Genomic DNA, 21,959 nt, shown 5'->3' with positions numbered 1-21,959 from the left:
CGGGCCCGGTCATCGGTGCGCTCCTTCCGTGACGGCGTCCCACATCCGCCGGGCCGCGCGCCGGTCCAGGGGCCGGTCGCGGTCCCGGACCAGCTCGTTGAGCAGCCCCCGCAGCCGGTCGCGGTCGCGGCGGTCCACCGCGAGGAGCGGCAGCAGGCCGCAGACGTGCCCGAGGGCGTCCGGGTCCTTGGCCGCCCGCCGGAGCAGCCCGCCGAACGCCTCCAGCGCCACCTCGCCCGAGCGCGCCGTGGCGAGCGTGTGGCGCAGCAGCCGGGCCAGGTCGGGCGCCAGGTCGGGACGGGTGGCGAGCAGGGCGACCAAGAGCGGCCGGGCCGCGTGCGGTTCCAGCTCGGGCACGTCCCGCAGGCCCCACAGATGCGTGGTGCGGGTGCCGAGCGCGCGGATGACGGTGAGGAGGACCAGGTTGGCGAGGCTCGTGCGGCCGTCGTCGAGCCAGGCGCGCAGCCGGCGCAGCACGGGATCGGGCTCGCCGGAGGCGAGCAGCCGGGCGGCGCTGAAGGCGGCGTGGACGAGGACGTCGGTGTCCCCCGCCTCGCGGGCCCTGACGACCCTGGCGAGGGCGTCCAGCGAGCCGGGCACGTCCCCGGCGGCGAGCACGTAGCCGTGGGCGAGCAGGGCGGTCTCGACGAGCGTGTCCTCGTCCGACGCCGCCCACTCCTTGAGGACGTCGGCGACGGCCGGACGGACGCGGGGGTCGCGGGCGGACTCGGCGAGCGCGGTGGCGGCGGCCATCCGGGCGACGGGTCCGTCCGTCGCGGCGAGGGGCGCGATCAGCTCGCGGAAGCCGTGGATCCAGTCCCAGGAGCAGAGCACGCCGGCGGCGATGGAGGCCCGCACCCACACCTCGGAGCGCGGGTCGTCGCACAGGGCGCGCAGCCAGCGCGCGACGGGGCCGCGGACGTTGTGGTAGCCGTGCCAGACCTCGCCGAGGACGGCTCCGGCGAGTCCTCCGCCCTGGAAGCGGACGGCGCGCACGGGCACCTTGGCGGGGCCGAGGTCGAGTTCGCCGTCCTCGAGGACCGCGCGGGCGAGCACCGGGCGGTGTTCGGCGTGCGTGCCGAACAGCCGTCGTCCGGGGGCGTGTTCGGGGTCGAGAGTGACGGCGAGTTCCCAGGCGAGGAGCTCCGCGGCCTCGGCGGCGAGGCTGTAGGCGGAGCCGTCGAAGACGGCGACGGCGATGCGGAAGGCCCCGGCGTTCAGGACCGGGAGGGCCTCGGGGAGCGTCCCGGGCCGGTCGGCTCCGGCGAACCACGCCCGGGCCTGGGCCGTGACGAAGGTGGCGCAGTCGGCGAGGAGCTGCTCGTCGGTGAGTTCGCCGTGCCAGTGCCGGCCGAGGTGGTCGGCGAGCCGGGCGGCCTCGCGCGGCCGCAGCGCCTCCAGGCCGAGGGCCTCGACGACGTCGGGGCGGCCGGCGCGCTCCCGGGCGGAGGCGAGGGCCTCGCCGCTCAGCCGGAGCCGGAGGTGGCGGTGGAGGACCTCGTCGGCGGGCGGCGGGGCGCAGTAGACCCCGTACCGGCCGCGCAGGAGCCGGTCGGCGAGCTCGCCGTTCTCGACGAGGACGACGCCGTACGCCTCGCGGCCGCGCAGCAGGTCGCCGAAGCGGTCGAGGTGCAGCTCGGAGAGGCGGGTGGCGGGGCGCCGGGCGGTGGCCGGGCGGTCGCCGGGGTCCGTGCGGGAGGGCCGGGGCTCGCTCTCGGTCCTGATGTCCTCGGTGAGCAGCTCCAGGAGGTGGCCGCCGCCCTCCTGGACGTACTCCCCGGTGATCTCGTCGACGCCGTGGCGGGGGTCGAGGCGGAAGACCTTCCCGCGGGTGAGTTCGTCGAGGAGGGCGAGCGCGGTGGCGCGGCGGCCGCTGCTCGGTTCGCCGCAGAGCACGAGGACCCGGTGGGCGCGGAGCCGGTCCTTCATGAGCTGGTAGCCGACGGGCTCGCAGTACACGCGGGCGAGGTGGTCGAGCGTCTCGGGCGGGACGGGTCCCTGGACCACGTGGGGCGAGCGGTCGGGGCCGTAGAGGGCGAGGACCTGGGGGCCCTCGTAGACGACTCCGTCGCCGTGGATGACGGTGTGCCGGTCGGCCGCGGTCCCGGCCAGGGTGCGGACGGCGCGGCGCGCGGTGGCGGCGCCGCCGGTGCCGCTCTCGGCGCCGAGGAGGCCCCGGTCGGCGGCGGCGAACACGCTGGGTTCGCGCTGCTGGTCCCCGGCGCCGTCCCCGCGGTCGTTCCGGTCGCCGCCGCGGCCGCCGTTGCGGTCGTTCCTGTCGTTGCGGTCGTTCCGGTCCCCGCCCCGGCCGTGTCCGCCGTGCCGGTCGCCGGCGCGGCCGTGCCCGCCGCCCGGGTCGTCGGCGCGGCCGGCGTCCTGGGGGGCGTTCCCCGGGGCGCCGTCGTCCAGGTCGCTCACTCCGGCTCCCCCGCCCGGGCGGTCCTGCGGATGCCGGTGAAGTCGCCGTGGACGGTGTTGCCGTGGACGTCGAGCAGGTCCCCGCCGACGTGGTACGTGCGGTTGCCGCCTCCGGTACGGGGCGTTGGGGGGGGGCCCCCCCCCCCCCCCCCCCCCCCCCTTCTTCCCCCCCCCCCCAAACCCCCCCCCCCCCCCCCCCCCCCCCCCCCCCCCCCCCCCCGGGGCGGGCGCGCGGGGCGCCCTACAGGTAGAGCCCGGTGTCCGAGGAGCCCTGGAACCGGTCCGCGGCCACCGCGTGCAGGTCGCGCTCCCGCATCAGCACGTAGGCCACGCCGCGCACCTCGACCTCGGCGCGGTCCTCGGGGTCGTAGAGGACCCGGTCGCCGATCTCGACGGTGCGGACGTTCTGGCCGACCGCGACCACCTCGGCCCAGGACAGCCGGCGGCCCACCGCGGCGGTCGCCGGGATGAGGATGCCGCCGCCGGACCGCCGCTCGCCCTCGGGGGAGTCGGTGCGGACCAGGACCCGGTCGTGCAGCATCCGGATGGGCAGCTTGTCGTGCGTGTTCTCGCTCACGGCTCGAACCTACCCGCCCGGGCGGGGCGCCCGTAGCCGGGAGGAGTCATCCCCTGCCCTTGCGCGAGGACGCCGCGAGCAGTCCCACGACCGCCACGGCCACCAGCGCGACCGGAACGACGCGCTCCAGGCGCGGGGCGCCGTCCTCGTGGGTGAAACGTGCCTTCACGTCCGAGACGACCCGGTTGACCGCGACGAAGGCGCGTCCCGCGGTCTGGTCGACCGTCGAGGCGACCTTGGCCTTGGCGTCCCCGATGATCGTCTTCGGGTGCATCCGAATGCCGATCTCGTCGAGAGTGACGGCGAGCTGCTCGCGCCGGCGGACGATGTCCGCCTCGATCTGCGCAGGGGTCCTGGCGTCCGACACCGCGCTGCCTCCGTAGTCGTGATCCGGTCGTTTGCCGTCAGTCTGTCAGTTCCGCCGCCCCGGGGCCGCGCCCGACCCCCATTAGGCTCTGAACGCGTACGCGAACACCTCCGAGGAGAGCCAGCCATGAGCGAGCGACTGCAGCCCGGCGACACCGCCCCCGCCTTCACCCTTCCCGACGCGGACGGCAACGAGGTCTCCCTCGCGGACCACAAGGGCCGCAAGGTCATCGTCTACTTCTACCCCGCCGCCCTCACCCCCGGCTGCACCAAGCAGGCCTGCGACTTCACCGACAACCTCGACGTCCTGGCCGCCGCCGGCTACGACGTCATCGGCGTCTCCCCCGACAAGCCGGAGAAGCTCGCGAAGTTCCGCGAGAAGGAGAACCTGAAGGTCACCCTGGTCGGCGACCCCGAGAAGACGACCCTGGAGGCGTACGGCGCCTTCGGTGAGAAGAAGCTGTACGGCAAGACGGTGACCGGCGTCATCCGCTCCACCGTCGTCGTCGACGAGGACGGCAAGGTCGAGCACGCCTTCTACAACGTCAAGGCCACCGGCCACGTGGCCAAGATCATCAGGGACCTCGCCATCGAGGGCTGAGACCGACCGGGGAGGGTGACGCACGTCCCATCCCCGGTCTTTCCCGTTTGCGAACGCCATGATCGCGCAGACGTGTCCCCTGGAGCTCCTTCCCCAGAGAGGACGTACGGTCATGTCGGCCACAGACCGCGATCCCGCGACGGATCCAGAAGCCCTGAGGCGCCATCCGCGCCTGTTCAAGGCAGCCGTCCGGCGCAGGCGGCCCCGGCTGCGCCGGACGGACATCACGGTGACGGACGAGGCGGCGGTCAAGAGGGCCGTCCGGGCGGCCTCGCTGGGCAATGCCATGGAGTGGTTCGACTTCGGCATCTACGCCTACCTCGCCGTCACCCTCGGCCATGTCTTCTTCCCGTCCGGGAACGACACGGTCCAGCTGCTGTCGTCGTTCGCGACGTTCGCGGTCGCCTTCCTGATCCGCCCGATCGGCGGCATGGTGTTCGGCCCGATGGGTGACCGGCTCGGCCGCAAGAAGGTCCTCGCGCTGACGATGATCCTGATGGCCGTCGGCACCTTCGCGATCGGCCTGATCCCCTCGTACGCCTCGATCGGCTTCTGGGCCCCCGCCCTGCTGGTCTTCTTCCGGATGGTCCAGGGCTTCTCGACCGGCGGCGAGTACGGCGGCGCCTCGACCTTCATCGCCGAGTACGCCCCCGACCGGCGCCGGGGCTACTTCGGCAGCTTCCTGGAGTTCGGCACGCTGGCCGGGTACGTCGGCGCGGCCGGTCTGGTGACGGCGCTCGGCGCGTGGCTGGGCCCCGACACCATGGAGGCGTGGGGCTGGCGCGTGCCGTTCCTGGTGGCGGGCCCGCTGGGGCTGGCCGGCCTCTACCTGCGGCTGCGGCTGGACGAGACGCCCGCCTTCCGGAAGCTGGAGAGCGAGTCGGCGCGCGCCTCGGAGGCGGCGGACGCGGTGGAGACCTCCACCAGGGACGACCTGGCGAAGATCCTCCGCCGGCAGTGGCCGACGCTGATCCTCTGCATCGCCCTCGTGGGCGCGTACAACATCACCGACTACATGCTGCTGTCGTACATGCCGACGTACCTCTCCGACGAGCTCGGCTACAGCGAGACGCACGGGCTGCTGGTCCTGCTGCTCGTGATGGTGCTGCTGATGCTGGTCATCACGCGGGTCGGCCGGCTCAGCGACCGGTTCGGCCGCAAGCCGGTCCTGATGACGGGGATGCTGGGCTTCCTCCTGCTGTCGCTGCCCGCCTTCCTGCTGATCCGTCAGGGCGACGTCGCGGCGATCGTGGCGGGCATGCTGATGCTCGGCCTGTCGCTGGTCTGCATGCTCGGCACGATGTCGGCGGCGCTCCCGGCGCTCTTCCCGACGGACGTGCGGTACGGCTCGCTGTCCGTGGGCTACAACGTGTCGGCGTCCCTGTTCGGCGGGACGACCCCGCTCGTCGTCACCGCGCTGATCGGCGCCACCGGCAGCGCCCTGATGCCGGCGTACTACGCGATGGGCGCGGCGCTCGTCGGCGTGGTCGCGGTGGCGTGCATGAAGGAGACGGCGCGGCAGCCGCTGGAGGGGTCGCCGCCGTCGGTGGAGACCCCCGAGGAGGCGGCCGAACTGGTGATGGCCCAGGCGCCCGAACCGAGGTTCTGAGCCCCGCGCGGGAAGGCGGGACGCGGCCCGCCGCCCGACGGGGCGTGCCCGCTACGATGGCCGTGCACGCGGCCGTGTCGTAACTGGCAGCCGAGCTGGGTTTAGGTCCCAGTGGGCGAAAGCCCGTGTGGGTTCGAGTCCCACCGGCCGCACGACGCGAGAAGGGCCGCCCCGCACGGGGCGGCCCTTCCGTCGTGTCAGCCCAGCAGTTCGCGCACCACGGGCACCAGGGCCCGGAAGGCCTTGCCGCGGTGGCTGATCGCGTTCTTCTCGGCCGGGGTCAGTTCGGCGCAGGTGATCTCGTGGCCCTCCGGCTGGAGGATCGGGTCGTAGCCGAAGCCGTTGGTGCCGGCCGGGGCGTGGCGCAGGGAGCCGTTCATGCGGCCCTCGACGACGCGTTCCGTGCCGTCGGGGAGGGCCAGGGCGGCGGCGCAGGCGAAGTGGGCCGCGCGGTGGGCGTCGTCGATGTCGGAGAGCTGGGCCAGGAGCAGGTCCAGGTTGGCGCGGTCGTCGCCGTGGGTGCCGGACCAGCGGGCGGAGAAGATGCCGGGGGCGCCGCCGAGGACGTCGACGCAGAGGCCGGAGTCGTCGGCGACGGCGGGCAGGCCGGTGGCCCGGGCGAGGGCGTGCGCCTTGAGGAGGGCATTCTCCGCGAAGGTGACGCCGGTTTCCTTGACGTCGGGGATCTCGGGGTACGCGTCCGCGCCGACGAGTTCGAGGTCGAGGCCCGCGTCGGCGAGGATCGCGTGGAGTTCGGTGATCTTGCCCGCGTTGCGGGTGGCGAGGATCAGACGGGTCATGTCCTCGATTATCGGGGCCGGGCGGCGGGGATCAGCCCGGGGTGCACACCTTGGCCACTTCGCCGGCCGCGTCGGTGATCGGCTGGATGTCCGGGGTGGTGTCGCCGTTCTTGACGGCGGTGCGGACGGTGTCGACGCCCTTGGTGAGGTCGTCGACGGCCTTGGAGAGGTCGGCGTTGTCCGTGGTGTTCTTGAGGTTGCCGAGCTCGGTGGAGATCGAGTTGAGGGACTCCTCGATCTGGGTCACGTCGTTCGAGGCGTTGGAGACGGCCTGCTGGAGGTTGGACACCGAGGTGGCTATCGCGTCGGCGGTCTTGACGCAGTCCATGGCGGTGTCGAGGGCTCCGCAGCCGCTCAGGACGGTGGTGAGCGCGGCGGCCGTGGCCACGGTGAGTGCGATTCGGCGCTTCAAGGCGGGTCCTCCCCTGTACATGACAGTCCTGGTGGGCGCACGGATCGTACCGGGTACGGTCCGCGCGCCCGTCGACCGTCAGGACGCGGGGAGGCGTCAGAGGGTTCCTTCGAGCGCCTTGCGCTGGATCGCGGCGAGGTCGGCGCAGCCGCCGGAGGCGAGGTCGAGGAGAGCGTCGAGCTCCGCGCGGTCGAAGGGCTCGGCCTCGGCGGTTCCCTGGACCTCGACGAAGCGGCCGTCGCCGGTGCAGACGACGTTCATGTCGGTGTCGGCGCGGACGTCCTCCTCGTAGCAGAGGTCCAGGAGGGGGACGCCGTCGACGATGCCGACGGAGACGGCGGCGACGGTACCGGTGAGGGGCTGCCGCCCGGCCTTGACGAGCTTCTTGCCCTGGGCCCAGGTGACGGCGTCGGCGAGGGCCACGTAGGCCCCGGTGATGGCGGCGGTGCGGGTGCCGCCGTCGGCCTGGAGGACGTCGCAGTCGAGGACGATCGTGTTCTCGCCCAGGGCCTTGTAGTCGATGACGGCGCGCAGGGAGCGGCCGATGAGGCGGGAGATCTCGTGGGTGCGGCCGCCGATCTTGCCGCGGACGGACTCGCGGTCGCCGCGGGTGTTGGTGGCCCTGGGGAGCATGGAGTACTCCCCGGTGACCCAGCCCTCGCCGCTGCCCTTGCGCCAGCGGGGCACGCCCTCGGTGACGGAGGCGGTGCAGAAGACCTTGGTGTCGCCGAAGGAGACGAGGACGGAGCCCTCGGCGTGCTTGCTCCATCCGCGTTCGATGGTGACGGGGCGGAGCTGTTCGGGGGTACGGCCGTCGATGCGAGACATGGGAGGAGCGTATCCGGACATGACGAAGGGCCCGTTCCCCTGCCGGAACGGGCCCCTCGTCAGGAAGTGAGCGGTGCGCTCACGCTCACATCAGGTCTTCGATCTCCGCGGCGATCGGGTCCGCGTCGGTGCCGATGACGACCTGGATGGCGGTGCCCATCTTGACGACGCCGTGGGCGCCGGCGGCCTTGAGGGCGGCCTCGTCGACGAGGCCGGCGTCGACGACCTCGGTGCGCAGGCGGGTGATGCAGCCTTCGACCTCTTCGATGTTGTCGATGCCGCCCAGCCCGGCGATGATCTTCTCAGCCTTGGTGGCCATGTGTTTCTCCCTGTCCGTTCCGTTCGCGCGAACGCGAGTCTCGGCGCACCTGCGGTCCGCTTTGTCACGGTAACCCACGGTTGGCCCAACTTCGCGAGCGAGTGCCGCCGTTCTGCCGAATGATGACGATCACCGGCGGCCTGTCCTCAGTGGGCTCCCGGAGCCTACCGCAACTGGTCTACACCAGTGTGCAACGAGACGCGGACCCGGCTTGTTCCGGGCAGGGAGGACGCCGATGAGTACCGACAGCGCCGCGGCGCGACCGAAGAAGTCCGTGTGGGGCGGGCTCTTCCAGGGTCTCCAGAAGATGGGGCGCAGCCTCCAGCTCCCCATCGCCGTCCTGCCCGCGGCCGGCATCATCAACCGGCTCGGCCAGCCGGACGTGTTCGGCGCCGACGGCCTCGGCTGGGACAACGTCGCCGCCGTGATGGCCGGCGCCGGCGGCGCCCTCCTCGACGGCAACCTCGGCCTGCCGCTGCTGTTCTGCATCGGCGTCGCCATCGGCATGGCGAAGAAGTCGGACGGCTCGACCGCACTGGCGGCCGTGGTCGGCTTCCTCGTCTACTACACGGTGCTGCGCCAGTTCCCGAAGGACTGCCCCGCCGGCACGGCGGACATCGGCGGCGGCTGCCTGTCGCCCGACGACGTCTACGCCGCCTACACGTACCAGAACCCCGGCGTCTTCGGCGGCATCGTCATGGGCCTGCTCACGGCCTACCTGTGGCAGCGCTACCACCGCACGAAGCTGGTCGACTGGCTGGGCTTCTTCAACGGCCGGCGCCTGGTCCCGATCATCATGACCTTCGTGGCGATCGCGTTCGCCTCGCTCTGCCTGTGGGTCTGGCCGCCGATCGGCGACGCGCTGGAGAACTTCAGCGACTGGCTGGTCGGCCTCGGCTCGTGGGGCTCGGGCATCTTCGGCCTGGCGAACCGCGCGCTGCTCGTCATCGGCCTGCACCAGTTCCTGAACGTGCCCATCTGGTTCCAGTTCGGCACGTACGAGAAGCCGGACGGCACGGTGGTCCACGGCGACATCCCGATGTTCCTGGCGGGCGACCCGAACGCCGGGCAGTTCCTGACGGGCTTCTTCCCGATCATGATGTTCGCGCTGCCTGCCGCGGCGCTCGCGATCACCCACTCCGCCAGGCCGCACCGCCGCAAGGAGGTCGGCGGCCTGATGCTCTCGGTCGCGCTGACCTCGTTCGTCACCGGCATCACCGAGCCGCTGGAGTACTCGTTCCTCTTCGTGGCCCCGGTGCTGTACGCCATCCACGCGGTGCTGACCGGCGTCTCGATGGCGGTCTCGTGGGCGCTCGGCGTGAAGGACGGCTTCAGCTTCTCGGCCGGCCTGATCGACTACGTGATCAACTGGAACCTCGCGACCAAACCGTGGCTGATCATCCCGATCGGCCTCGCCTTCGCGGTCGTGTACTACGTGATCTTCCGGTTCGCGATCACCCGGTTCGACATCCCCACACCGGGCCGCGAACCCGAGGAGGTCGCGGAGGAGATGGAGCGCGACAACGTCAAGTAGCCCCTCGGTCACGGCCCGGAACGCGCCCGATTCAGGGCTTTCGCCCCCCTCGTAAGACCCACAGAAGGCCCTCGGACCTCACCGTCCGGGGGCCTTATGTCGTGCATTTCGGGGTATGGCCGAGCCCACAAAATTCGCAGGTTCCTTATCTAAGTCTCACGTGCTAAAACTGGTCTACACCACTCATTGGTGTAGACCACGCGGTCCAGAACACCGCGTTCCACGAGACGTCGCCTCCCCCCGTGTTCACGTCCCCGGCGGCGCCTTGCCTTCTTGGAGGAAGTTGATGAGTACGGCCACCGCCCAGGCCGCCGCTCCCGCGAAGAAGCGCGGATCCGGCCTGTTCCAGGGCCTGCAGAAGGTCGGTCGCAGCCTGCAGCTGCCGATCGCCGTACTGCCGGCCGCGGGTATCTTGCTCCGTCTCGGCCAGCCCGACGTCTTCGGCGCCGACGGCCTCGGCTGGGACAAGGTCGCCTCCGTCTTCGCCACCGCCGGCGGCGCGGTCTTCGACAACCTGCCCCTGCTCTTCTGCATCGGCGTCGCCATCGGCTTCGCCAAGAAGGCGGACGGCTCCACCGCCCTGGCCGCGCTCGTCGGCTTCCTGGTCTACAGCAACGTGCTGAAGGCCTTCCCGATCACCGAGGCCGTCGTCAACACGACCGCCAACAAGGGTGTCGACGTCGCCGCGACGTTCAACAACCCCGGTGTCCTCGGCGGCATCCTGATGGGTCTGCTGTCGGCCGTCCTGTGGCAGAAGTTCCACCGCACCAAGCTGGTCGACTGGCTCGGCTTCTTCAACGGCCGCCGTCTCGTCCCGATCATCATGGCCTTCGTCGGCACCGCCGTCGGCGTCGTCTTCGGCCTGGTCTGGGAGCCGATCGGCGAGGGCATCTCCAGCTTCGGCGAGTGGATGACCGGCCTCGGCGCCGGTGGCGCCGGCCTCTTCGGCCTCATCAACCGCGCGCTGATCCCGGTCGGCATGCACCAGTTCGTGAACACCGTCTCCTGGTTCCAGATCGGCGACTTCACCAACGCGGCCGGCGAGGTCGTCCACGGTGACCTGAACCGCTTCTTCGCCGGTGACCCGAGCGCCGGAATCTTCATGTCGGGCTTCTTCCCGATCATGATGTTCGGCCTCCCGGCCGCCGCGATCGCCATCGCCCACGCCGCTCGCCCCGAGCGCCGCAAGGCCGTGATGGGCATGATGGTCTCCCTCGCGCTGACCTCCTTCGTCACCGGCATCACGGAGCCGATCGAGTTCACCTTCATGTTCATCGCGCCGCTGCTGTACGCGATCCACGCGGTCCTGACCGCCGTCTCGATGGCCGTCACCTGGGCCTTCGGCGTCCACGCGGGCTTCACCTTCTCCGCCGGCGGCATCGACTACCTGCTCAACTGGAACCTCGCGACCAAGCCGTGGCTGATCATCCCGATCGGTCTCGTCTTCGCGGCGATCTACTACGTGGTCTTCCGCTTCGCGATCACCAAGTTCAACCTCCCCACCCCGGGCCGCGAGCCCGAGGAGGAGATCGAGGACCTCACCAAGGCGTGAGCCCCTCCCCCGCACGAAGGAAGGCCCCGGAACCGAACGGTTCCGGGGCCTTTCCCGTCGTCCGCGCGCGGACGGGGGCGCGTGGGAGGGGGCGTACGGCGGGTCAGATCTCGTAGACCGCGCCCGGACGGGCCAGCTCCGAGGGGCCGGCGTACACCTCGCGGGCGTCCTGGAGGTTGCGCTCGCCGTCGGTCCACGGCGGGATGTGGGTGAGGACGAGGCGGCCGACGCCGGCGCGGGTCGCCTGGGCTCCGGCCTCGCGGCCGTTGAGGTGGAGGGCGGGGATGTCCTCCTTGCCGTGGGTGAAGGACGCCTCGCAGAGGAAGAGGTCGGACCCGTCGGCCAGGTCGTGGAGGGCGTCGCAGACGCCGGTGTCGCCGGAGTAGGTGAGCGACCGGCCGCCGTGCTCGACCCGGATGCCGTACGCCTCGACGGGGTGGCAGACCTTCTCCGTGCGGACCGAGAAGGGACCGATCTCGAAGCTGCCCGACGCCAGGGTGCGGAAGTCGAAGACCTCGCTCATCGACGTGGGCGACGGGGTGTCCGCGTACGCCGTGGTGAGCCGCTGCTCGGCGCCCTCCGGCGCGTAGACGGGGATCGCGTCGCAGCGTCCGCCCTCGTGGCGGTAGTAGCGGGCGACGAAGTACCCGCACATGTCGATGCAGTGGTCCGCGTGCAGGTGGCTGAGGAAGATCGCGTCGAGGTCGTACAGACCGATGTGTCGTTGCAGCTCGCCCAGGGCGCCGTTGCCCATGTCGAGGAGCAACCGGAAGCCGTCGGCCTCGACGAGGTAGCTCGAACAGGCCGAATCCGCGGACGGGAACGACCCGGAGCAACCGACGACGGTGAGCTTCATGGAGCGTGAACCTCCGTGGACGGGTACGGAAAGCGCGCTGAGAGGAGGGGGAGGCTGTGCGATCTGTCGAGCGTAAGGCGCACTCGGGCCTGTCGCTCCTTCGTGGTGGCCCGTTGTGGGCGAACTCACGGGCTCTGTCACCGGTTCGGATGGATGGCGGGCCGTTGCGGCGGAGGGAACCGCACGCCGGTACGGTCTTGAGGTATGGACACGTCGTGGTGGCCCGCGCTGGGCGCGGTCGTGGTGGCAGCCCTGGTCGTGGCGCTCGCCGACGGGTGGCGGCGCTCGGGCCGGAGGCGTCCCCCGGCACGGCCCTCGGAAAGGGCCCCGTCCCGGGCCCCGGGGCGGACCCGGCCGCCGGGCCGGCCCGCGCCGCGCGGGCGGGGCCCGGAGCGCGGTCCGCGGGCGGGCGAGATCTGGTGGGCCGACGTGCCCTACGAGGACGGCCCCGGGTCGAAGGACCGGCCGTGTCTGGTGCTGGTGGTGCGGGGCGGCAACGCGCGGGTCGCGAAGATCACCAGCAAGTACCACGACGAGCGGCCGGGCGTGATCGCGCTGCCGCCGGGGTCGGTGGGGGACGCCCAGGGGCGGCCCAGCTTCCTGGAGACGGACGAGCTGCGGGACGTGCCGGTGGGCGGGTTCCGCCGGAGGGTGGGAACGGCGGACCCGGTCGTCTGGGACCAGGTCCGCCATCTGGCGCGCTAGGGGGTGTCCGGGGCCGCGGGGCTCAGGCCCAGAGCTGGCCCTGGACCGTCTCGATCGCCTCTTCCGTCGTGGCGGCCGTGTAGAGGCCGGTCGACAGGTACTTCCAGCCGCCGTCGGCGACGACGAACGCGATGTCGGCACTCTCGCCGGCCTTGACGGCCTTGTTGCCGACGCCGATGGCCGCGTGCAGGGCCGCGCCGGTGGAGACGCCCGCGAAGATCCCCTCCTGCTGGAGGAGTTCGCGGGTGCGGGTGACGGCGTCCGCGGAGCCCACGGAGAAGCGGGTGGTGAGGACGGAGGCGTCGTACAGCTCCGGCACGAAGCCCTCGTCGAGGTTGCGCAGGCCGTAGACGAGGTCGTCGTAGCGCGGCTCGGCGGCGACGATCCTGACGTCGGGCTTGTGCTCGCGCAGGTACCGGCCGACGCCCATCAGCGTGCCCGTCGTGCCGAGGCCGGCGACGAAGTGGGTGATGGAGGGCAGGTCGGCGAGGATCTCCGGCCCGGTCGTGGCGTAGTGGGCGCCCGCGTTGTCCGGGTTGCCGTACTGGTAGAGCATCACCCACGACGGGTTCTCGGCCGAGAGCTCCTTGGCGACGCGGACCGCCGTGTTGGAGCCGCCCGCCGCGGGGGACGAGACGATCTCCGCCCCCCACATGGCGAGCAGCTGGCGCCGCTCCTCGCTGGTGTTCTCGGGCATGACGCAGACGATGCGGTAGCCCTTGAGCTTGGCGGCCATGGCGAGGGAGATGCCGGTGTTGCCGCTGGTCGGCTCCAGGATGGTGCAGCCGGGCGTGAGCCGGCCGTCCTTCTCGGCCTGCTCGATCATGTGGAGCGCGGGGCGGTCCTTGACCGAGCCGGTCGGGTTGCGGTCCTCCAGCTTCGCCCAGATACGGACGTCCTCCGAGGGGGAGAGCCGGGGGAGGCGGACCAGCGGCGTGTTGCCGACCGCGGCCAGCGAGGAGTCGTAGCGCATGTGGATCAGACCATGCCGCCGGCGACGGCCGGCAGGATCGTGACGCTGTCGCCGTCCGAGAGCTTGGTGTCGATGCCGTCGAGGAAGCGGACGTCCTCGTCGTTCAGGTAGACGTTGACGAAGCGGCGGAGCTTGCCGCCGTCGACGATGCGGGCCTCGATCCCGGTGTGGCGGGACTCCAGGTCGGCGAAGAGCGCGGCGAGGGTGTCACCGCTGCCCTCGACGGCCTTCTCGCCGTCGGTGTAGGTGCGGAGGATGGTCGGGATGCGGACCTCGATGGCCATGACGTGGGCTCCTGTCGGAAGTGACGTGGTGGGCGCGCTGCTGGGGGCCCGCGCGGAGGGGTCGTACGGGGTGTGCGCTCGGCCGGTCGCTCAGAGCGCAGCGCGGGACGTACACATCGCGCTGGCGAGGCGGCACAGGTCGACGTGCAGGCGCGCAACGAGCAGGGGTGTGCCCGGAGTCTCTTCGCTCACGTCGTGGGAAACCATGGGCTCATCGTATCGATTCCCGGTCCGGGTTCCGGAATGTGATCTCACATGGTGGATGATTCCTGACCGCCTGCCGGACCGTGCTGGTAGACGACGGTCGGGCGGCCGGTCCTCGGATGGGGGATGACCTCGGCTTCCACCCCGTAGACGGCGTCCAGCAGCTCGGGGGTGAGGACCTCGTCGGGGGTGCCTCCGGTGACCAGCCGGCCCCGTTCGAGGACGTAGAGGCGGTCGCAGTACGCCCCCGCGAGGTTCAGGTCGTGGAGCGCGAGCAGGTTGGTGGTGCCCAGGGTGCGGACGAGGGCCAGGACGTCGAGCTGGTGGCGAATGTCCAGGTGGTTGGTGGGTTCGTCGAGGACGAGGAGGGCCGGGTCCTGGACGAGGGCCCGGGCGACGAGCGCGCGCTGGCGCTCGCCGCCGGAGAGGGTCGGGTACGGGCGGTCGGCGAGCTCCGCGAGGCCGACGCGGGCGAGGGCGGCGGCCGCCAGGTCCCGGTCGGCCCCGGTGTCGCCCTCCCAGAACCGCTTGTGCGGGGAGCGGCCGAGGGCGACGAGTTCGCGGACGGTGAGCTCGAACTCGGCGGCGCCGTCCTGGGGCACGGTGGCGACCCGGCGGGCGCGGGCCTTGGGCCCGAGGGCGTGGAGGTCGTCGCCGTCGAGGGCGGCGTGGCCCGCGGTGGGGACGAGGGTGCCGTAGACGCAGCGCAGGAGGGTGGTCTTGCCGCTGCCGTTGGGGCCGATGAGGCCGACGGTCTCGCCGGGGCCGACGGTGAGGTCGACGGAGCGCAGGCGCCGGCCGTACGAGATTCCGTGCAGGCGGAGTTCGGTCACAGGGGTGCCCCTTCCGGGCGGCGGCGCATCAGCCAGAGGAAGAACGGGCCGCCGGTGAGGGCGGTGAGCACGCCGACGGGGATGTCCTGGGGCGCGGCGACGGTCCGGGCGCCGAGGTCGGCGAGGACGAGGGCGAGCGCGCCGCCGAGCGCGGCGACCGGCAGGAGACGGCGGTGCGGGGCGCCGACGGCGAGGCGGGCGGCGTGCGGGGCCATCAGGCCGACGAAGCCGACGGCTCCGCTGGCGGCGACCATGACGGCGGTGACGAGGGAGGCGAGGACGAAGACGGCGGCGCGGAACCGGGCCGTGTCGAGTCCGAGGACGGTGGCGCCCTCCTCGCCGGTGAGCAGCAGGTCGAGGGGGCGGGCGAGGGTGAGGAGGACGCCGACGCCCGCGGCGAGGACGGCCGCGGGCAGGGCGAGGGTGTCCCAGCGGGCGCTGCCGAGGCCGCCGAGGGACCAGTACAGCGCCTCCTGGAACTGCTCGGGGCGCCCGGCGACGACGAGGATCAGGGTGGCGAGGGCGGACAGGACGTAGGACACGGCGACCCCGGCGAGGACGAGCCGGGCGCCGGTCATGGTGCCGCCCCGGCGCGCGAGTCCGTAGACGAGGACGAGCGCGAGGAGGGCGCCGCCGAAGGCGCCGGCGGGCAGGGCGAGGGTGGTGGTCACCCCTCCCCCGATGCCGGCGACGAGGACCAGGACGGCGCCGGCGGAGGCTCCGGAGGAGATGCCGAGGAGGAAGGGGTCGGCGAGCCGGTTGCGGACGAGGGCCTGGAGGACGGCGCCGACGACGGCGAGCCCGGCGCCGACGACGATGCCGAGCAGGACCCGGGGCAGCCGTACGTCGAGCACGATCGTGCGGTACGGCGACGGGGCCGCCCGCCCGGTGAGGGCGTCGAGGACCTGGCCGGGCGGGACGCGGACGGAGCCGAGGGCGAGGGAGGCGAGCGCGGCGGCGGCCAGCGCGAGGACGAGTCCCGCGACGACGAGGGCGTACCGCGCGGGGCGGGCGGGACCCGGGCCCGGGGCCGCCGCGCGGGCCGGGGTCCGGGCCGGGCGGAGCGCGGTGCTCACCGGGCGGGGTGGAGCTGGGCGGCGAGCTTGTCGACGGCGGCGGGGACGCGGACGCCGAGGACGGTGTCGGAGAGCGGCATCACGGCGAACCGCCGGTTCCTGATCGCCGGGACGTCCCGGAGCGCGGGGTCGTCGAGGAGCCTTCGCTTCTTCTGCTCGACGGTGGTGGTGCCGTAGTCGTAGATGACGATGACGTCCGGGCGGCGGTCGACGACCTGCTCCCAGGTGGCGTCGCCGAAGGCCTTGTCGAGGTCGGCGAAGACGTTGCGGCCGCCGGCGCGGGTGATGAGCTCGTTGCCGATGCCCTTGCCGCCGGCGGTGAACGCGGTCTTGTCGCCGCTGTCGTAGACGAAGACGGAGACGGGCCGGGTGCCGTGGAGCCGTTGCGCGGTGGCGGCGACGGTGGCGCGGGCCGAGCGGATCCAGTTCTCGGCCCGGCCGGCCACGCCGAACGTGCGCCCGGTCTCGCGCACTTCGCGGTAGAGGTCGTCGAGGGAGGGCGAACCGGTGGGGCAGTACTCGGTGTTGAGGCGGGTGGCGATGCCGGAGCGGGCGAGGTCGTCGCGGCTCCGGCCGTCCTTGGCGTCGAAGGCGGAGGAGTAACCGCCGTAGACGAAGTCGGGGTTCGCGGCGAGGAGGGCCTCCTTGGAGGGGTACTCCTTCGCGAGGACGGGGACGGTGTCGTACGCCGCGCGGTACGCCGGGAGGACGGCGTCGTCGAGGTAGGCGGTGCCGACGAGCGACTTCTCCAGGCCGAGGGCGAGCATGATCTCGGTGACGTGCTGGTTCATGGTGACCGCGCGCCGGGGCGGCGCCTGGTAGGTGTGTTCCACACCGCAGTTGGTGACGGTGTACGGGAATCCGGCGGCGGGCTTCGCGGGCGGGGCGGCTGCCTCGGGGGCGGCCGAGCAGGCGGCGAGCAGCGGGATCAGGGCGGCTGCGGACAGCAGCGGGCGACGCCAGGACATGGCGGAAACGGCCTCCTCCGGGGATTTCCACGTCCCCGATCGGCGGTGGGAGGCGGCAGGTCAGTTCCTGGCTTCCGCCTCCTTTCGGAGACGGTCACAGTGGCGGGACCGTGCCGGATTCGCACCGGCTTCCTGGGTCCTGCCGCCCTTGGGTCCCGGCCAGTCTCTCACTCCGGCCAGGACGACTCGCGGATGGTGGTCACGAAGTCGCCGGGGACGAAGCCGGGCACGTAGTGGCGCAGGACGTCGGCCTTGACGTTGCCGAAGGCGGTGTCCGGCTTGGGGGCGACGCCCTCGGCGAACGCCTCCAGGATCCGTCGCTTGAAGTCGGGGCGCGGGTGGGCGGCGACGACCGCGGCCCGGTCCTCGGGGCCGACGACGGCGGGGTCGTCGTAGCCGATGCCGAGGACGTCGTACTCGACGCCGGCCGTGACCAGGGCGACCTCGGGCTCCATGAACTCCGGGACGCCGGGGGTGGTGTGGAGGGCGATCGCGGTCCAGACGCGACGGACGGCGTCCTCGTCGGCGCCCTGCGCGCGGAGGAAGGAGGCGGCCTCCTCGGCGCCGTCGACCTCGAAGCGGCGGCCGCTGCCGCGGTGCTCCCGGCCGAGGCCGAGGTCGTGGAACATCGCGCCGACGTAGAGGAGTTCGGGGTCGAAGGCGAGACCTCGGGCGCGGCCCTGGAGGGCGCCGAAGAGGTAGACGCGGCGGGAGTGGTCGTAGACGAGGTCGCTCGTGGTGTCGCGGACGAGCTCGGTGGCGGCGGCGGCGAGCCTGCTGTCGGGGATCAGCGCGAGTGCGTTCATGGGACCAGCCTCGTCGGCGGGGCCGCACCCCCGCCATGGCCGTACGGACGGGCATCCCACAGAATCGGACACATGACGGTGCACACGGTGGTGGTGGCCGCGTTCGACGGCGTCCGGCTCCTGGACGTCTCCGCGCCCCTGGAGGTCTTCGCCACGGCGGGGTCGGGCTACGAGGTGGTGGTGTGCTCGCCCGACGGGCGGGACGTGCGGACCTCGGCCGGGCTGCGGATCGGCGCCGACCTCGCGGTGGGGGCGGTGACCGGCGCGGACACCCTGATCGTGCCCGGGGCGGTGGACGTGGAGCGGTGCGTGGCGGTGGCCCCGGTCGTGGCGGGTCTGGCGGCCCGCTCGGGGCGGGTGGCCTCGGTCTGCACGGGGGCGTTCGCGCTGGGGGCGGCGGGGCTGCTGGACGGGCGGCGGGCGACGACGCACTGGGAGCACGCGGCGGAGCTGGCCCGCCGGTACCCCGCGGCCGAGGTGGACCCGGACGCGATCCACGTGCGGGACGGAGGGGTGTGGAGCTCGGCGGGCGTGACGGCCGGGATCGACCTGTGTCTGGCGCTGGTGGAGGAGGACCGGGGACCGGAGGCGGCCCGCGCGGTCGCCCGGGACCTGGTGGTGTTCCTGCAGCGGCCGGGCGGGCAGTCGCAGTTCTCGGCGGCCTCGCGGACTCCCCCGACGGCGCATCCGGTGGTCCGTCCGCTGCTGGACGCGGTGGCCGCCGATCCGGCGGCGGACCACAGCGCCCCGGTGCTCGCGCGGCGGGCCGGGGTGAGCGCCCGGCATCTGGCCCGGCTGTTCCGGGAGCAGACGGGGGCGACGCCGGCGGGGTACGTGGAGCGGGTGCGGGTGGAGGCGGCCCGGATGCTCCTGGAGGGCGGGGCGAGCGTGACGGGCGCGGCGGCGCGCAGCGGGCTGGGCAGCGACGAGACGTTGCGGAGGGCGTTCGCCCGGCACTTCGGGGTGACGCCCTCCGCCTATCTGGCGAGGTTCCGCACGACGGCGGCGGAGGTCCCCTACGCGTAGGACTCGACGATCCGGACCTCTTCCTCGGTCACGACGCCCTCGACGATGGTGAAGGAGCGGAACTGGAAGGGGCCGGCGCCGTCGGCGTCGGCGGTGGAGACGAGGACGTAGTGGGCCTGCGGCTCGTTCGCGTACGAGATGTCCGTACGGGACGGGTAGGCCTCGGTGGCGGTGTGCGAGTGGTAGACGATCACGGGCTCCTCGTCCCGGTCGTCCATGTCGCGGTAGAGCTTGAGCAGGTCCGCGGAGTCGAACTCGTAGAACGTGGGCGAGCGGGCGGCGTTCAGCATCGGGATGAACCGTTCGGGGCGGCCGCTGCCGGCCGGGCCCGCGACCACGCCGCAGGCCTCGTCGGGGTGGTCCTCGCGGGAGTGGTCCACGATCTGGTCGTACAGGGCCCGGGTGATGGTCAGCATGCCGACAGGATAAGCAGACGGGCCGCCCCGTACCGAGGAGTGGTACGGGACGGCCCGCATGCCGGACGGTCCTGGATCAGGACCGCTTGGCGAAGGCCGCGCCTTGGGGGTTGCGGGCCTTGAGGACCAGGTAGGAGACGGCGAGGAGCAGGCCCCAGACCGGGGCGCCGTACAGCGCGACGCGGTTGCCCTCGTCCATGGCCATCGTGACGATGACCATGCCGATGAAGGCCAGCGAGAAGACGCTGAACCAGATGCCGCCGGGCGCCTTGAAGGAGGACTGGGGCAGCTCGCCGCGGTCGGCCTTGCGGCGGTAGCGGATCTGGCAGACCAGGATGACGATCCAGGCCCACATGCCGGAGATGGTGGCGAAGGAGACGACGTAGTTGAACGCCTCGCCGGGCCACTGGTAGTTGATCCAGACGCCGACCGTCATCAGCGCGGCGGAGACCGTGGTGCCGACGAGCGGGGTGCCGGACGCGGTCAGCCGGGTGAAGACCTTCGGGCCCTGGCCGTTGAGCGCCAGGTCGCGCAGCATCCGGCCGGTGGAGTACATGCCCGAGTTGCAGGAGGACAGGGCGGCCGTCAGGACGACGAAGTTGACGATGGCGGCGCCGATGCCGAGGCCCATCTTCTCGAAGGCGGCGACGAACGGGGAGACGCCCGGCTTGAACTCGGTCCACGGGACGACCGAGAGGATCATGATCAGCGCGCCGACGTAGAAGACGGCGATGCGCCACGGCACGGTGTTGATGGCCTTCGGCAGGACCGTCTTCGGGTCCTTCGACTCGCCCGCGGTGACGCCGACCAGCTCGACGGCGAGGAAGGCGAACATGACCATCTGGAGGGTCATCAGCGTCGAGAAGATGCCGTCCTCGCCGGCGAAGAAGCCGCCGAGGTCCCACAGGTGGGTGACGGAGGCGGTGTCGCCGGCGTCGGAGAAGCCGAGGGTCAGGATGCCGGCGCAGATCAGGATCATGCCGACGATCGCGGTGACCTTGACCATGGAGAACCAGAACTCCAGCTCACCGAAGAGCTTCACGGAGATCAGGTTGGCGCCGTAGAGGATCACGGTGAAGACGAGGGCGGACAGCCACTGCGGGATGTCCCACCAGTACGTCATGTAGGTGGCCGCGGCGGTGACCTCGGTGATGCCGGTGACGACCCAGAAGAGCCAGTACGTCCAGCCGGTCGCGAAGCCCGCGAAGGGGCCGATGAACTCACGGGCGTACTCGGAGAAGGAGCCCGAGACCGGGCGGTACATGAGGAGCTCGCCGAGCGCCCGCATGATGAAGAAGATGACGACGCCCGCGAGGGCGTAGGCGAGGATCAGGCTCGGTCCCGCGATGGAGATGCCCTTGCCGGCGCCGAGGAAGAGGCCGGTCCCGATGGCGCCGCCGATGGCGATCATCTGGATCTGGCGGGCGCCGAGTGCCCGGTGATAGCCCTCACCGGGTGCGGATTCCGCGGCCTCGTCGCCGTCGTGCTGCTTGTCGACCTGCACAGAGGTCATGGTGGTGCGCCTTTCTCCATGCCGATCCGCGCGACTGCGAGTGCGTCTGCCGCGGACCAGTTCCTGATCCCCCCGGATGTGGATGGAGTGCCACCGGCGGTCAGCCGGTACGAGCGCCCTCGGGAACAGGGGTGGCGTCCCCGAGCGGTCGTGAAGATTTATCACGGGGCGCGGGGCGATCGACGGAGATCCGTGTGGCGCACGCCACAGGGAAAAGGGAAGGAAAGGGACACAAGAGTGCGGGGTGGACGGTCTGATAACGCATTCGTTATCCGGATTTGAGCGTCCGCTGAGCGAACACCCCGCCGCCGGGAGGACCGGCTACGGCAGGAGGGTGCCGACGAGCGACTCCTGCAGGGCCCCCAGCCAGAGGTAGGCCATCACCATCGGCTTGCGCGGGTCGGAGTCCGGCAGCCGGTACAGCTGCTCGCTCTCCTCGTCGTCCGTGACCTCCAGACGGGTCCCGATGGTCAGCCGGAGGTCGTTGAGCGCGCCGAGCCAGGCCCGGGACTCGTCCGCGGTCAGCTTCAGGACCGCCCCGCCCTCGCCCGCCGCCTCGGCCGAGAGGCCGTCCAGGGCGCGGACCACCGCGAGGGCGTCCTCGCGCTTGCGGGTGCGCAGGTCGTTCTCGGTGTAGCGGCGGAAGTCGGAGGCGGCCGCCCGCAGCTCCTCGCTGTCGTCCCCGTACGCGTCGGGGAAGAGGCGCCGCAGGGCCGGGTCGGACGGCGGCTCGCTCGGGCCCTCGGAGAAGAGCGCGGCCAGCGGGTCCTCGTCGGCCGCGGGCTCGTCACCCGGCCCGATCAGCTCCATGAGCTGCACGGCGAGGGAGCGGAGGATGGAGATCTCGACCTCGTCGAGCGCGACGGCCGCGCCGCCGCCGGGCAGCGCCTCGAAGTGGCCGGCCATCAGAAGCGGTCCTGGGTGAGGGTCGCCCAGAGGCCGTAGCCGTGCATCGCCTGCACGTCGCGTTCCATCTCCTCACGGGTGCCGCTGGAGACCACCGCGCGGCCCTTGTGGTGCACGTCGAGCATCAGTTTGTGCGCCTTGTCCTTGGAGTAGCCGAAGTACGACTGGAAGACGTACTCCACGTAGCTCATCAGGTTGACCGGATCGTTGTGCACGAGGGTCACCCACGGCACGTCGGGTTCGGTGACCGCGGAGACCTCCTCGGCGGATTCCGTACGTTCGATCTCAATAGGCGCGACGCTCACTCACCCCATGTTGTCACCCCTGGGGGCCCGTCGCACAAACGGGGCGCGCCCGCGGCACACGGACGGCGATAG

Annotated in this window: 25 protein-coding genes, 1 tRNA gene and 1 riboswitch; of the genes, 7 read left to right on the top strand and 19 right to left on the bottom strand. The window is 72.1% G+C overall.

Annotated features, from left to right (window positions below; all coding sequences use genetic code 11):
- Nucleotides 1–9 precede the first annotated feature (9 nt).
- The 3 genes from ACZ60W_RS12105 to ACZ60W_RS12095 form a co-directional block, all read right to left on the bottom strand.
- The gene (locus ACZ60W_RS12105) at nt 10–2,418 is read right to left on the bottom strand and encodes a hypothetical protein (RefSeq protein ID WP_469755234.1); all 2,409 of its coding nucleotides are present in this window, start codon (nt 2,416–2,418) and stop codon (nt 10–12) included.
- Nucleotides 2,419–2,659: 241 nt separating this feature from the next.
- Nucleotides 2,660–2,995 (bottom strand): GroES family chaperonin, encoded by a 336-nt coding sequence (locus ACZ60W_RS12100; RefSeq protein WP_366304986.1) that lies wholly within the window; start codon nt 2,993–2,995, stop codon nt 2,660–2,662.
- 46 nt (nt 2,996–3,041) lie between these two features.
- Complete coding sequence (locus tag ACZ60W_RS12095) at nt 3,042–3,362, bottom strand: DUF3618 domain-containing protein (RefSeq protein ID WP_469755233.1); 321 nt, start codon at nt 3,360–3,362, stop codon at nt 3,042–3,044.
- Nucleotides 3,363–3,488: 126 nt separating this feature from the next.
- Here ACZ60W_RS12095 and bcp point away from each other — a divergent pair, with 126 nt between their 5' ends.
- The 3 genes from bcp (at nt 3,489) to ACZ60W_RS12080 (ending at nt 5,723) form a co-directional block, all read left to right on the top strand.
- A complete protein-coding gene (bcp, locus tag ACZ60W_RS12090; protein WP_351782733.1) occupies nt 3,489–3,962 on the top strand; it encodes a thioredoxin-dependent thiol peroxidase in 474 nt (157 codons plus the stop codon).
- A gap of 112 nt (nt 3,963–4,074) precedes the next feature.
- Nucleotides 4,075–5,571, top strand: a complete 1,497-nt coding sequence (proP, locus tag ACZ60W_RS12085) for a glycine betaine/L-proline transporter ProP (protein WP_469755232.1) — start codon at nt 4,075–4,077, stop codon at nt 5,569–5,571.
- Between the two features lie 68 nt (nt 5,572–5,639).
- Nucleotides 5,640–5,723: transfer RNA gene (locus ACZ60W_RS12080), tRNA-Leu, on the top strand.
- Nucleotides 5,724–5,768: 45 nt separating this feature from the next.
- On the opposite strand, the gene rdgB is transcribed toward ACZ60W_RS12080, so the two are convergent.
- The 4 genes from rdgB to ACZ60W_RS12060 form a co-directional block, all read right to left on the bottom strand.
- Entirely contained in the window at nt 5,769–6,371 is a 603-nt protein-coding gene (gene rdgB / locus ACZ60W_RS12075; protein WP_469755231.1) for an RdgB/HAM1 family non-canonical purine NTP pyrophosphatase, read from the bottom strand.
- 31 nt (nt 6,372–6,402) lie between these two features.
- The gene (locus tag ACZ60W_RS12070; RefSeq protein ID WP_469755230.1) at nt 6,403–6,804 is read right to left on the bottom strand and encodes a hypothetical protein; all 402 of its coding nucleotides are present in this window, start codon (nt 6,802–6,804) and stop codon (nt 6,403–6,405) included.
- A gap of 75 nt (nt 6,805–6,879) precedes the next feature.
- Nucleotides 6,880–7,611: a ribonuclease PH gene (rph, locus tag ACZ60W_RS12065; RefSeq protein ID WP_469755229.1), complete on the bottom strand. Its 732-nt coding sequence runs from the start codon at nt 7,609–7,611 to the stop codon at nt 6,880–6,882.
- 85 nt (nt 7,612–7,696) lie between these two features.
- Nucleotides 7,697–7,930, bottom strand: coding sequence for a PTS sugar transporter subunit IIB (locus ACZ60W_RS12060; protein WP_469755228.1), 234 nt, complete (start codon nt 7,928–7,930; stop codon nt 7,697–7,699).
- A gap of 235 nt (nt 7,931–8,165) precedes the next feature.
- Between ACZ60W_RS12060 and ACZ60W_RS12055 the strand changes: the two genes are divergently transcribed.
- Nucleotides 8,166–9,464, top strand: a complete 1,299-nt coding sequence (locus ACZ60W_RS12055; protein WP_469755227.1) for a PTS transporter subunit EIIC — start codon at nt 8,166–8,168, stop codon at nt 9,462–9,464.
- A gap of 286 nt (nt 9,465–9,750) precedes the next feature.
- Nucleotides 9,751–11,016 carry a PTS transporter subunit EIIC gene (locus ACZ60W_RS12050; protein ID WP_469755226.1) on the top strand — a complete coding sequence of 422 codons (1,266 nt, stop codon included), beginning with the start codon at nt 9,751–9,753 and terminating at the stop codon, nt 11,014–11,016.
- 103 nt (nt 11,017–11,119) lie between these two features.
- On the opposite strand, the gene ACZ60W_RS12045 is transcribed toward ACZ60W_RS12050, so the two are convergent.
- The gene (locus tag ACZ60W_RS12045) at nt 11,120–11,872 is read right to left on the bottom strand and encodes an MBL fold metallo-hydrolase (protein WP_469755225.1); all 753 of its coding nucleotides are present in this window, start codon (nt 11,870–11,872) and stop codon (nt 11,120–11,122) included.
- A gap of 204 nt (nt 11,873–12,076) precedes the next feature.
- Here ACZ60W_RS12045 and ACZ60W_RS12040 point away from each other — a divergent pair, with 204 nt between their 5' ends.
- Nucleotides 12,077–12,577 (top strand): type II toxin-antitoxin system PemK/MazF family toxin, encoded by a 501-nt coding sequence (locus ACZ60W_RS12040; protein WP_469755224.1) that lies wholly within the window; start codon nt 12,077–12,079, stop codon nt 12,575–12,577.
- Between the two features lie 22 nt (nt 12,578–12,599).
- Here the strand turns inward: ACZ60W_RS12040 and ACZ60W_RS12035 are convergent, their stop codons facing one another.
- The 7 genes from ACZ60W_RS12035 to ACZ60W_RS12005 all read right to left on the bottom strand — a co-directional run bounded on the left by ACZ60W_RS12035 (nt 12,600) and on the right by ACZ60W_RS12005 (nt 17,721).
- Nucleotides 12,600–13,550, bottom strand: a complete 951-nt coding sequence (locus tag ACZ60W_RS12035) for a PLP-dependent cysteine synthase family protein (RefSeq protein ID WP_469755223.1) — start codon at nt 13,548–13,550, stop codon at nt 12,600–12,602.
- Nucleotides 13,551–13,555: 5 nt separating this feature from the next.
- Nucleotides 13,556–13,834, bottom strand: coding sequence for a MoaD/ThiS family protein (locus tag ACZ60W_RS12030; RefSeq protein WP_366304964.1), 279 nt, complete (start codon nt 13,832–13,834; stop codon nt 13,556–13,558).
- 90 nt (nt 13,835–13,924) lie between these two features.
- Nucleotides 13,925–14,041 carry a putative leader peptide gene (locus ACZ60W_RS12025; protein ID WP_317852193.1) on the bottom strand — a complete coding sequence of 39 codons (117 nt, stop codon included), beginning with the start codon at nt 14,039–14,041 and terminating at the stop codon, nt 13,925–13,927.
- Between the two features lie 44 nt (nt 14,042–14,085).
- Nucleotides 14,086–14,871, bottom strand: coding sequence for an ABC transporter ATP-binding protein (locus ACZ60W_RS12020; RefSeq protein ID WP_469755222.1), 786 nt, complete (start codon nt 14,869–14,871; stop codon nt 14,086–14,088).
- On the bottom strand, nt 14,868–15,947 hold the full coding sequence (locus ACZ60W_RS12015; RefSeq protein ID WP_469755221.1) for a FecCD family ABC transporter permease: 1,080 nt from the start codon (nt 15,945–15,947) through the stop codon (nt 14,868–14,870). The genes ACZ60W_RS12020 and ACZ60W_RS12015 overlap by 4 nt, the downstream gene beginning before the upstream one ends.
- Nucleotides 15,944–16,915 carry an ABC transporter substrate-binding protein gene (locus tag ACZ60W_RS12010; protein WP_469755220.1) on the bottom strand — a complete coding sequence of 324 codons (972 nt, stop codon included), beginning with the start codon at nt 16,913–16,915 and terminating at the stop codon, nt 15,944–15,946. Before ACZ60W_RS12010 ends, ACZ60W_RS12015 begins: the two co-directional genes overlap by 4 nt.
- Before the next feature lie 41 nt (nt 16,916–16,956).
- Nucleotides 16,957–17,090, bottom strand: a riboswitch (cobalamin riboswitch).
- Entirely contained in the window at nt 17,083–17,721 is a 639-nt protein-coding gene (locus ACZ60W_RS12005; protein ID WP_469755219.1) for an HD domain-containing protein, read from the bottom strand. It overlaps the preceding riboswitch by 8 nt.
- A 72-nt stretch (nt 17,722–17,793) precedes the next feature.
- Between ACZ60W_RS12005 and ACZ60W_RS12000 the strand changes: the two genes are divergently transcribed.
- Entirely contained in the window at nt 17,794–18,747 is a 954-nt protein-coding gene (locus ACZ60W_RS12000; RefSeq protein WP_469755218.1) for a GlxA family transcriptional regulator, read from the top strand.
- Here ACZ60W_RS12000 and ACZ60W_RS11995 read toward each other — a convergent pair.
- From ACZ60W_RS11995 to clpS, 4 genes are all read right to left on the bottom strand, one after another.
- Nucleotides 18,738–19,163 carry a M67 family metallopeptidase gene (locus ACZ60W_RS11995; RefSeq protein ID WP_469755217.1) on the bottom strand — a complete coding sequence of 142 codons (426 nt, stop codon included), beginning with the start codon at nt 19,161–19,163 and terminating at the stop codon, nt 18,738–18,740. The genes ACZ60W_RS12000 and ACZ60W_RS11995 overlap by 10 nt on opposite strands.
- Before the next feature lie 76 nt (nt 19,164–19,239).
- On the bottom strand, nt 19,240–20,676 hold the full coding sequence (locus ACZ60W_RS11990; protein ID WP_469755216.1) for an amino acid permease: 1,437 nt from the start codon (nt 20,674–20,676) through the stop codon (nt 19,240–19,242).
- Nucleotides 20,677–20,997: 321 nt separating this feature from the next.
- A complete protein-coding gene (locus ACZ60W_RS11985) occupies nt 20,998–21,582 on the bottom strand; it encodes a DUF2017 domain-containing protein (RefSeq protein WP_469755215.1) in 585 nt (194 codons plus the stop codon).
- Nucleotides 21,582–21,887 (bottom strand): ATP-dependent Clp protease adapter ClpS, encoded by a 306-nt coding sequence (gene clpS / locus ACZ60W_RS11980; protein WP_469755214.1) that lies wholly within the window; start codon nt 21,885–21,887, stop codon nt 21,582–21,584. Before clpS ends, ACZ60W_RS11985 begins: the two co-directional genes overlap by 1 nt.
- Nucleotides 21,888–21,959 lie beyond the last annotated feature (72 nt).

Source organism: Streptomyces sp. NPDC104202, assembly GCF_055584185.1.
This window is presented reverse-complemented; position numbering and strand designations above follow the sequence as displayed.

Bases quoted from the DNA above. Each gene is read 5' to 3' on its own strand.
- rph (WP_469755229.1), bottom strand. From the start codon at position 7,611: ATGTCTCGCATCGACGGCCGTACCCCCGAACAGCTCCGCCCCGTCACC.
- ACZ60W_RS11985 (WP_469755215.1), bottom strand. From the start codon at position 21,582: ATGGCCGGCCACTTCGAGGCGCTGCCCGGCGGCGGCGCGGCCGTCGCG.
- bcp (WP_351782733.1), top strand. From the start codon at position 3,489: ATGAGCGAGCGACTGCAGCCCGGCGACACCGCCCCCGCCTTCACCCTT.
- ACZ60W_RS12045 (WP_469755225.1), bottom strand. From the start codon at position 11,872: ATGAAGCTCACCGTCGTCGGTTGCTCCGGGTCGTTCCCGTCCGCGGAT.
- ACZ60W_RS11990 (WP_469755216.1), bottom strand. From the start codon at position 20,676: ATGACCTCTGTGCAGGTCGACAAGCAGCACGACGGCGACGAGGCCGCG.
- ACZ60W_RS12025 (WP_317852193.1), bottom strand. From the start codon at position 14,041: ATGGTTTCCCACGACGTGAGCGAAGAGACTCCGGGCACACCCCTGCTC.
- ACZ60W_RS12050 (WP_469755226.1), top strand. From the start codon at position 9,751: ATGAGTACGGCCACCGCCCAGGCCGCCGCTCCCGCGAAGAAGCGCGGA.
- ACZ60W_RS12070 (WP_469755230.1), bottom strand. From the start codon at position 6,804: ATGTACAGGGGAGGACCCGCCTTGAAGCGCCGAATCGCACTCACCGTG.
- ACZ60W_RS12000 (WP_469755218.1), top strand. From the start codon at position 17,794: ATGACGGTGCACACGGTGGTGGTGGCCGCGTTCGACGGCGTCCGGCTC.
- ACZ60W_RS12060 (WP_469755228.1), bottom strand. From the start codon at position 7,930: ATGGCCACCAAGGCTGAGAAGATCATCGCCGGGCTGGGCGGCATCGAC.
- ACZ60W_RS12040 (WP_469755224.1), top strand. From the start codon at position 12,077: ATGGACACGTCGTGGTGGCCCGCGCTGGGCGCGGTCGTGGTGGCAGCC.
- ACZ60W_RS11995 (WP_469755217.1), bottom strand. From the start codon at position 19,163: ATGCTGACCATCACCCGGGCCCTGTACGACCAGATCGTGGACCACTCC.
- rdgB (WP_469755231.1), bottom strand. From the start codon at position 6,371: ATGACCCGTCTGATCCTCGCCACCCGCAACGCGGGCAAGATCACCGAA.
- ACZ60W_RS12035 (WP_469755223.1), bottom strand. From the start codon at position 13,550: ATGCGCTACGACTCCTCGCTGGCCGCGGTCGGCAACACGCCGCTGGTC.
- ACZ60W_RS12030 (WP_366304964.1), bottom strand. From the start codon at position 13,834: ATGGCCATCGAGGTCCGCATCCCGACCATCCTCCGCACCTACACCGAC.
- ACZ60W_RS12005 (WP_469755219.1), bottom strand. From the start codon at position 17,721: ATGAACGCACTCGCGCTGATCCCCGACAGCAGGCTCGCCGCCGCCGCC.
- ACZ60W_RS12055 (WP_469755227.1), top strand. From the start codon at position 8,166: ATGAGTACCGACAGCGCCGCGGCGCGACCGAAGAAGTCCGTGTGGGGC.
- ACZ60W_RS12010 (WP_469755220.1), bottom strand. From the start codon at position 16,915: ATGTCCTGGCGTCGCCCGCTGCTGTCCGCAGCCGCCCTGATCCCGCTG.
- proP (WP_469755232.1), top strand. From the start codon at position 4,075: ATGTCGGCCACAGACCGCGATCCCGCGACGGATCCAGAAGCCCTGAGG.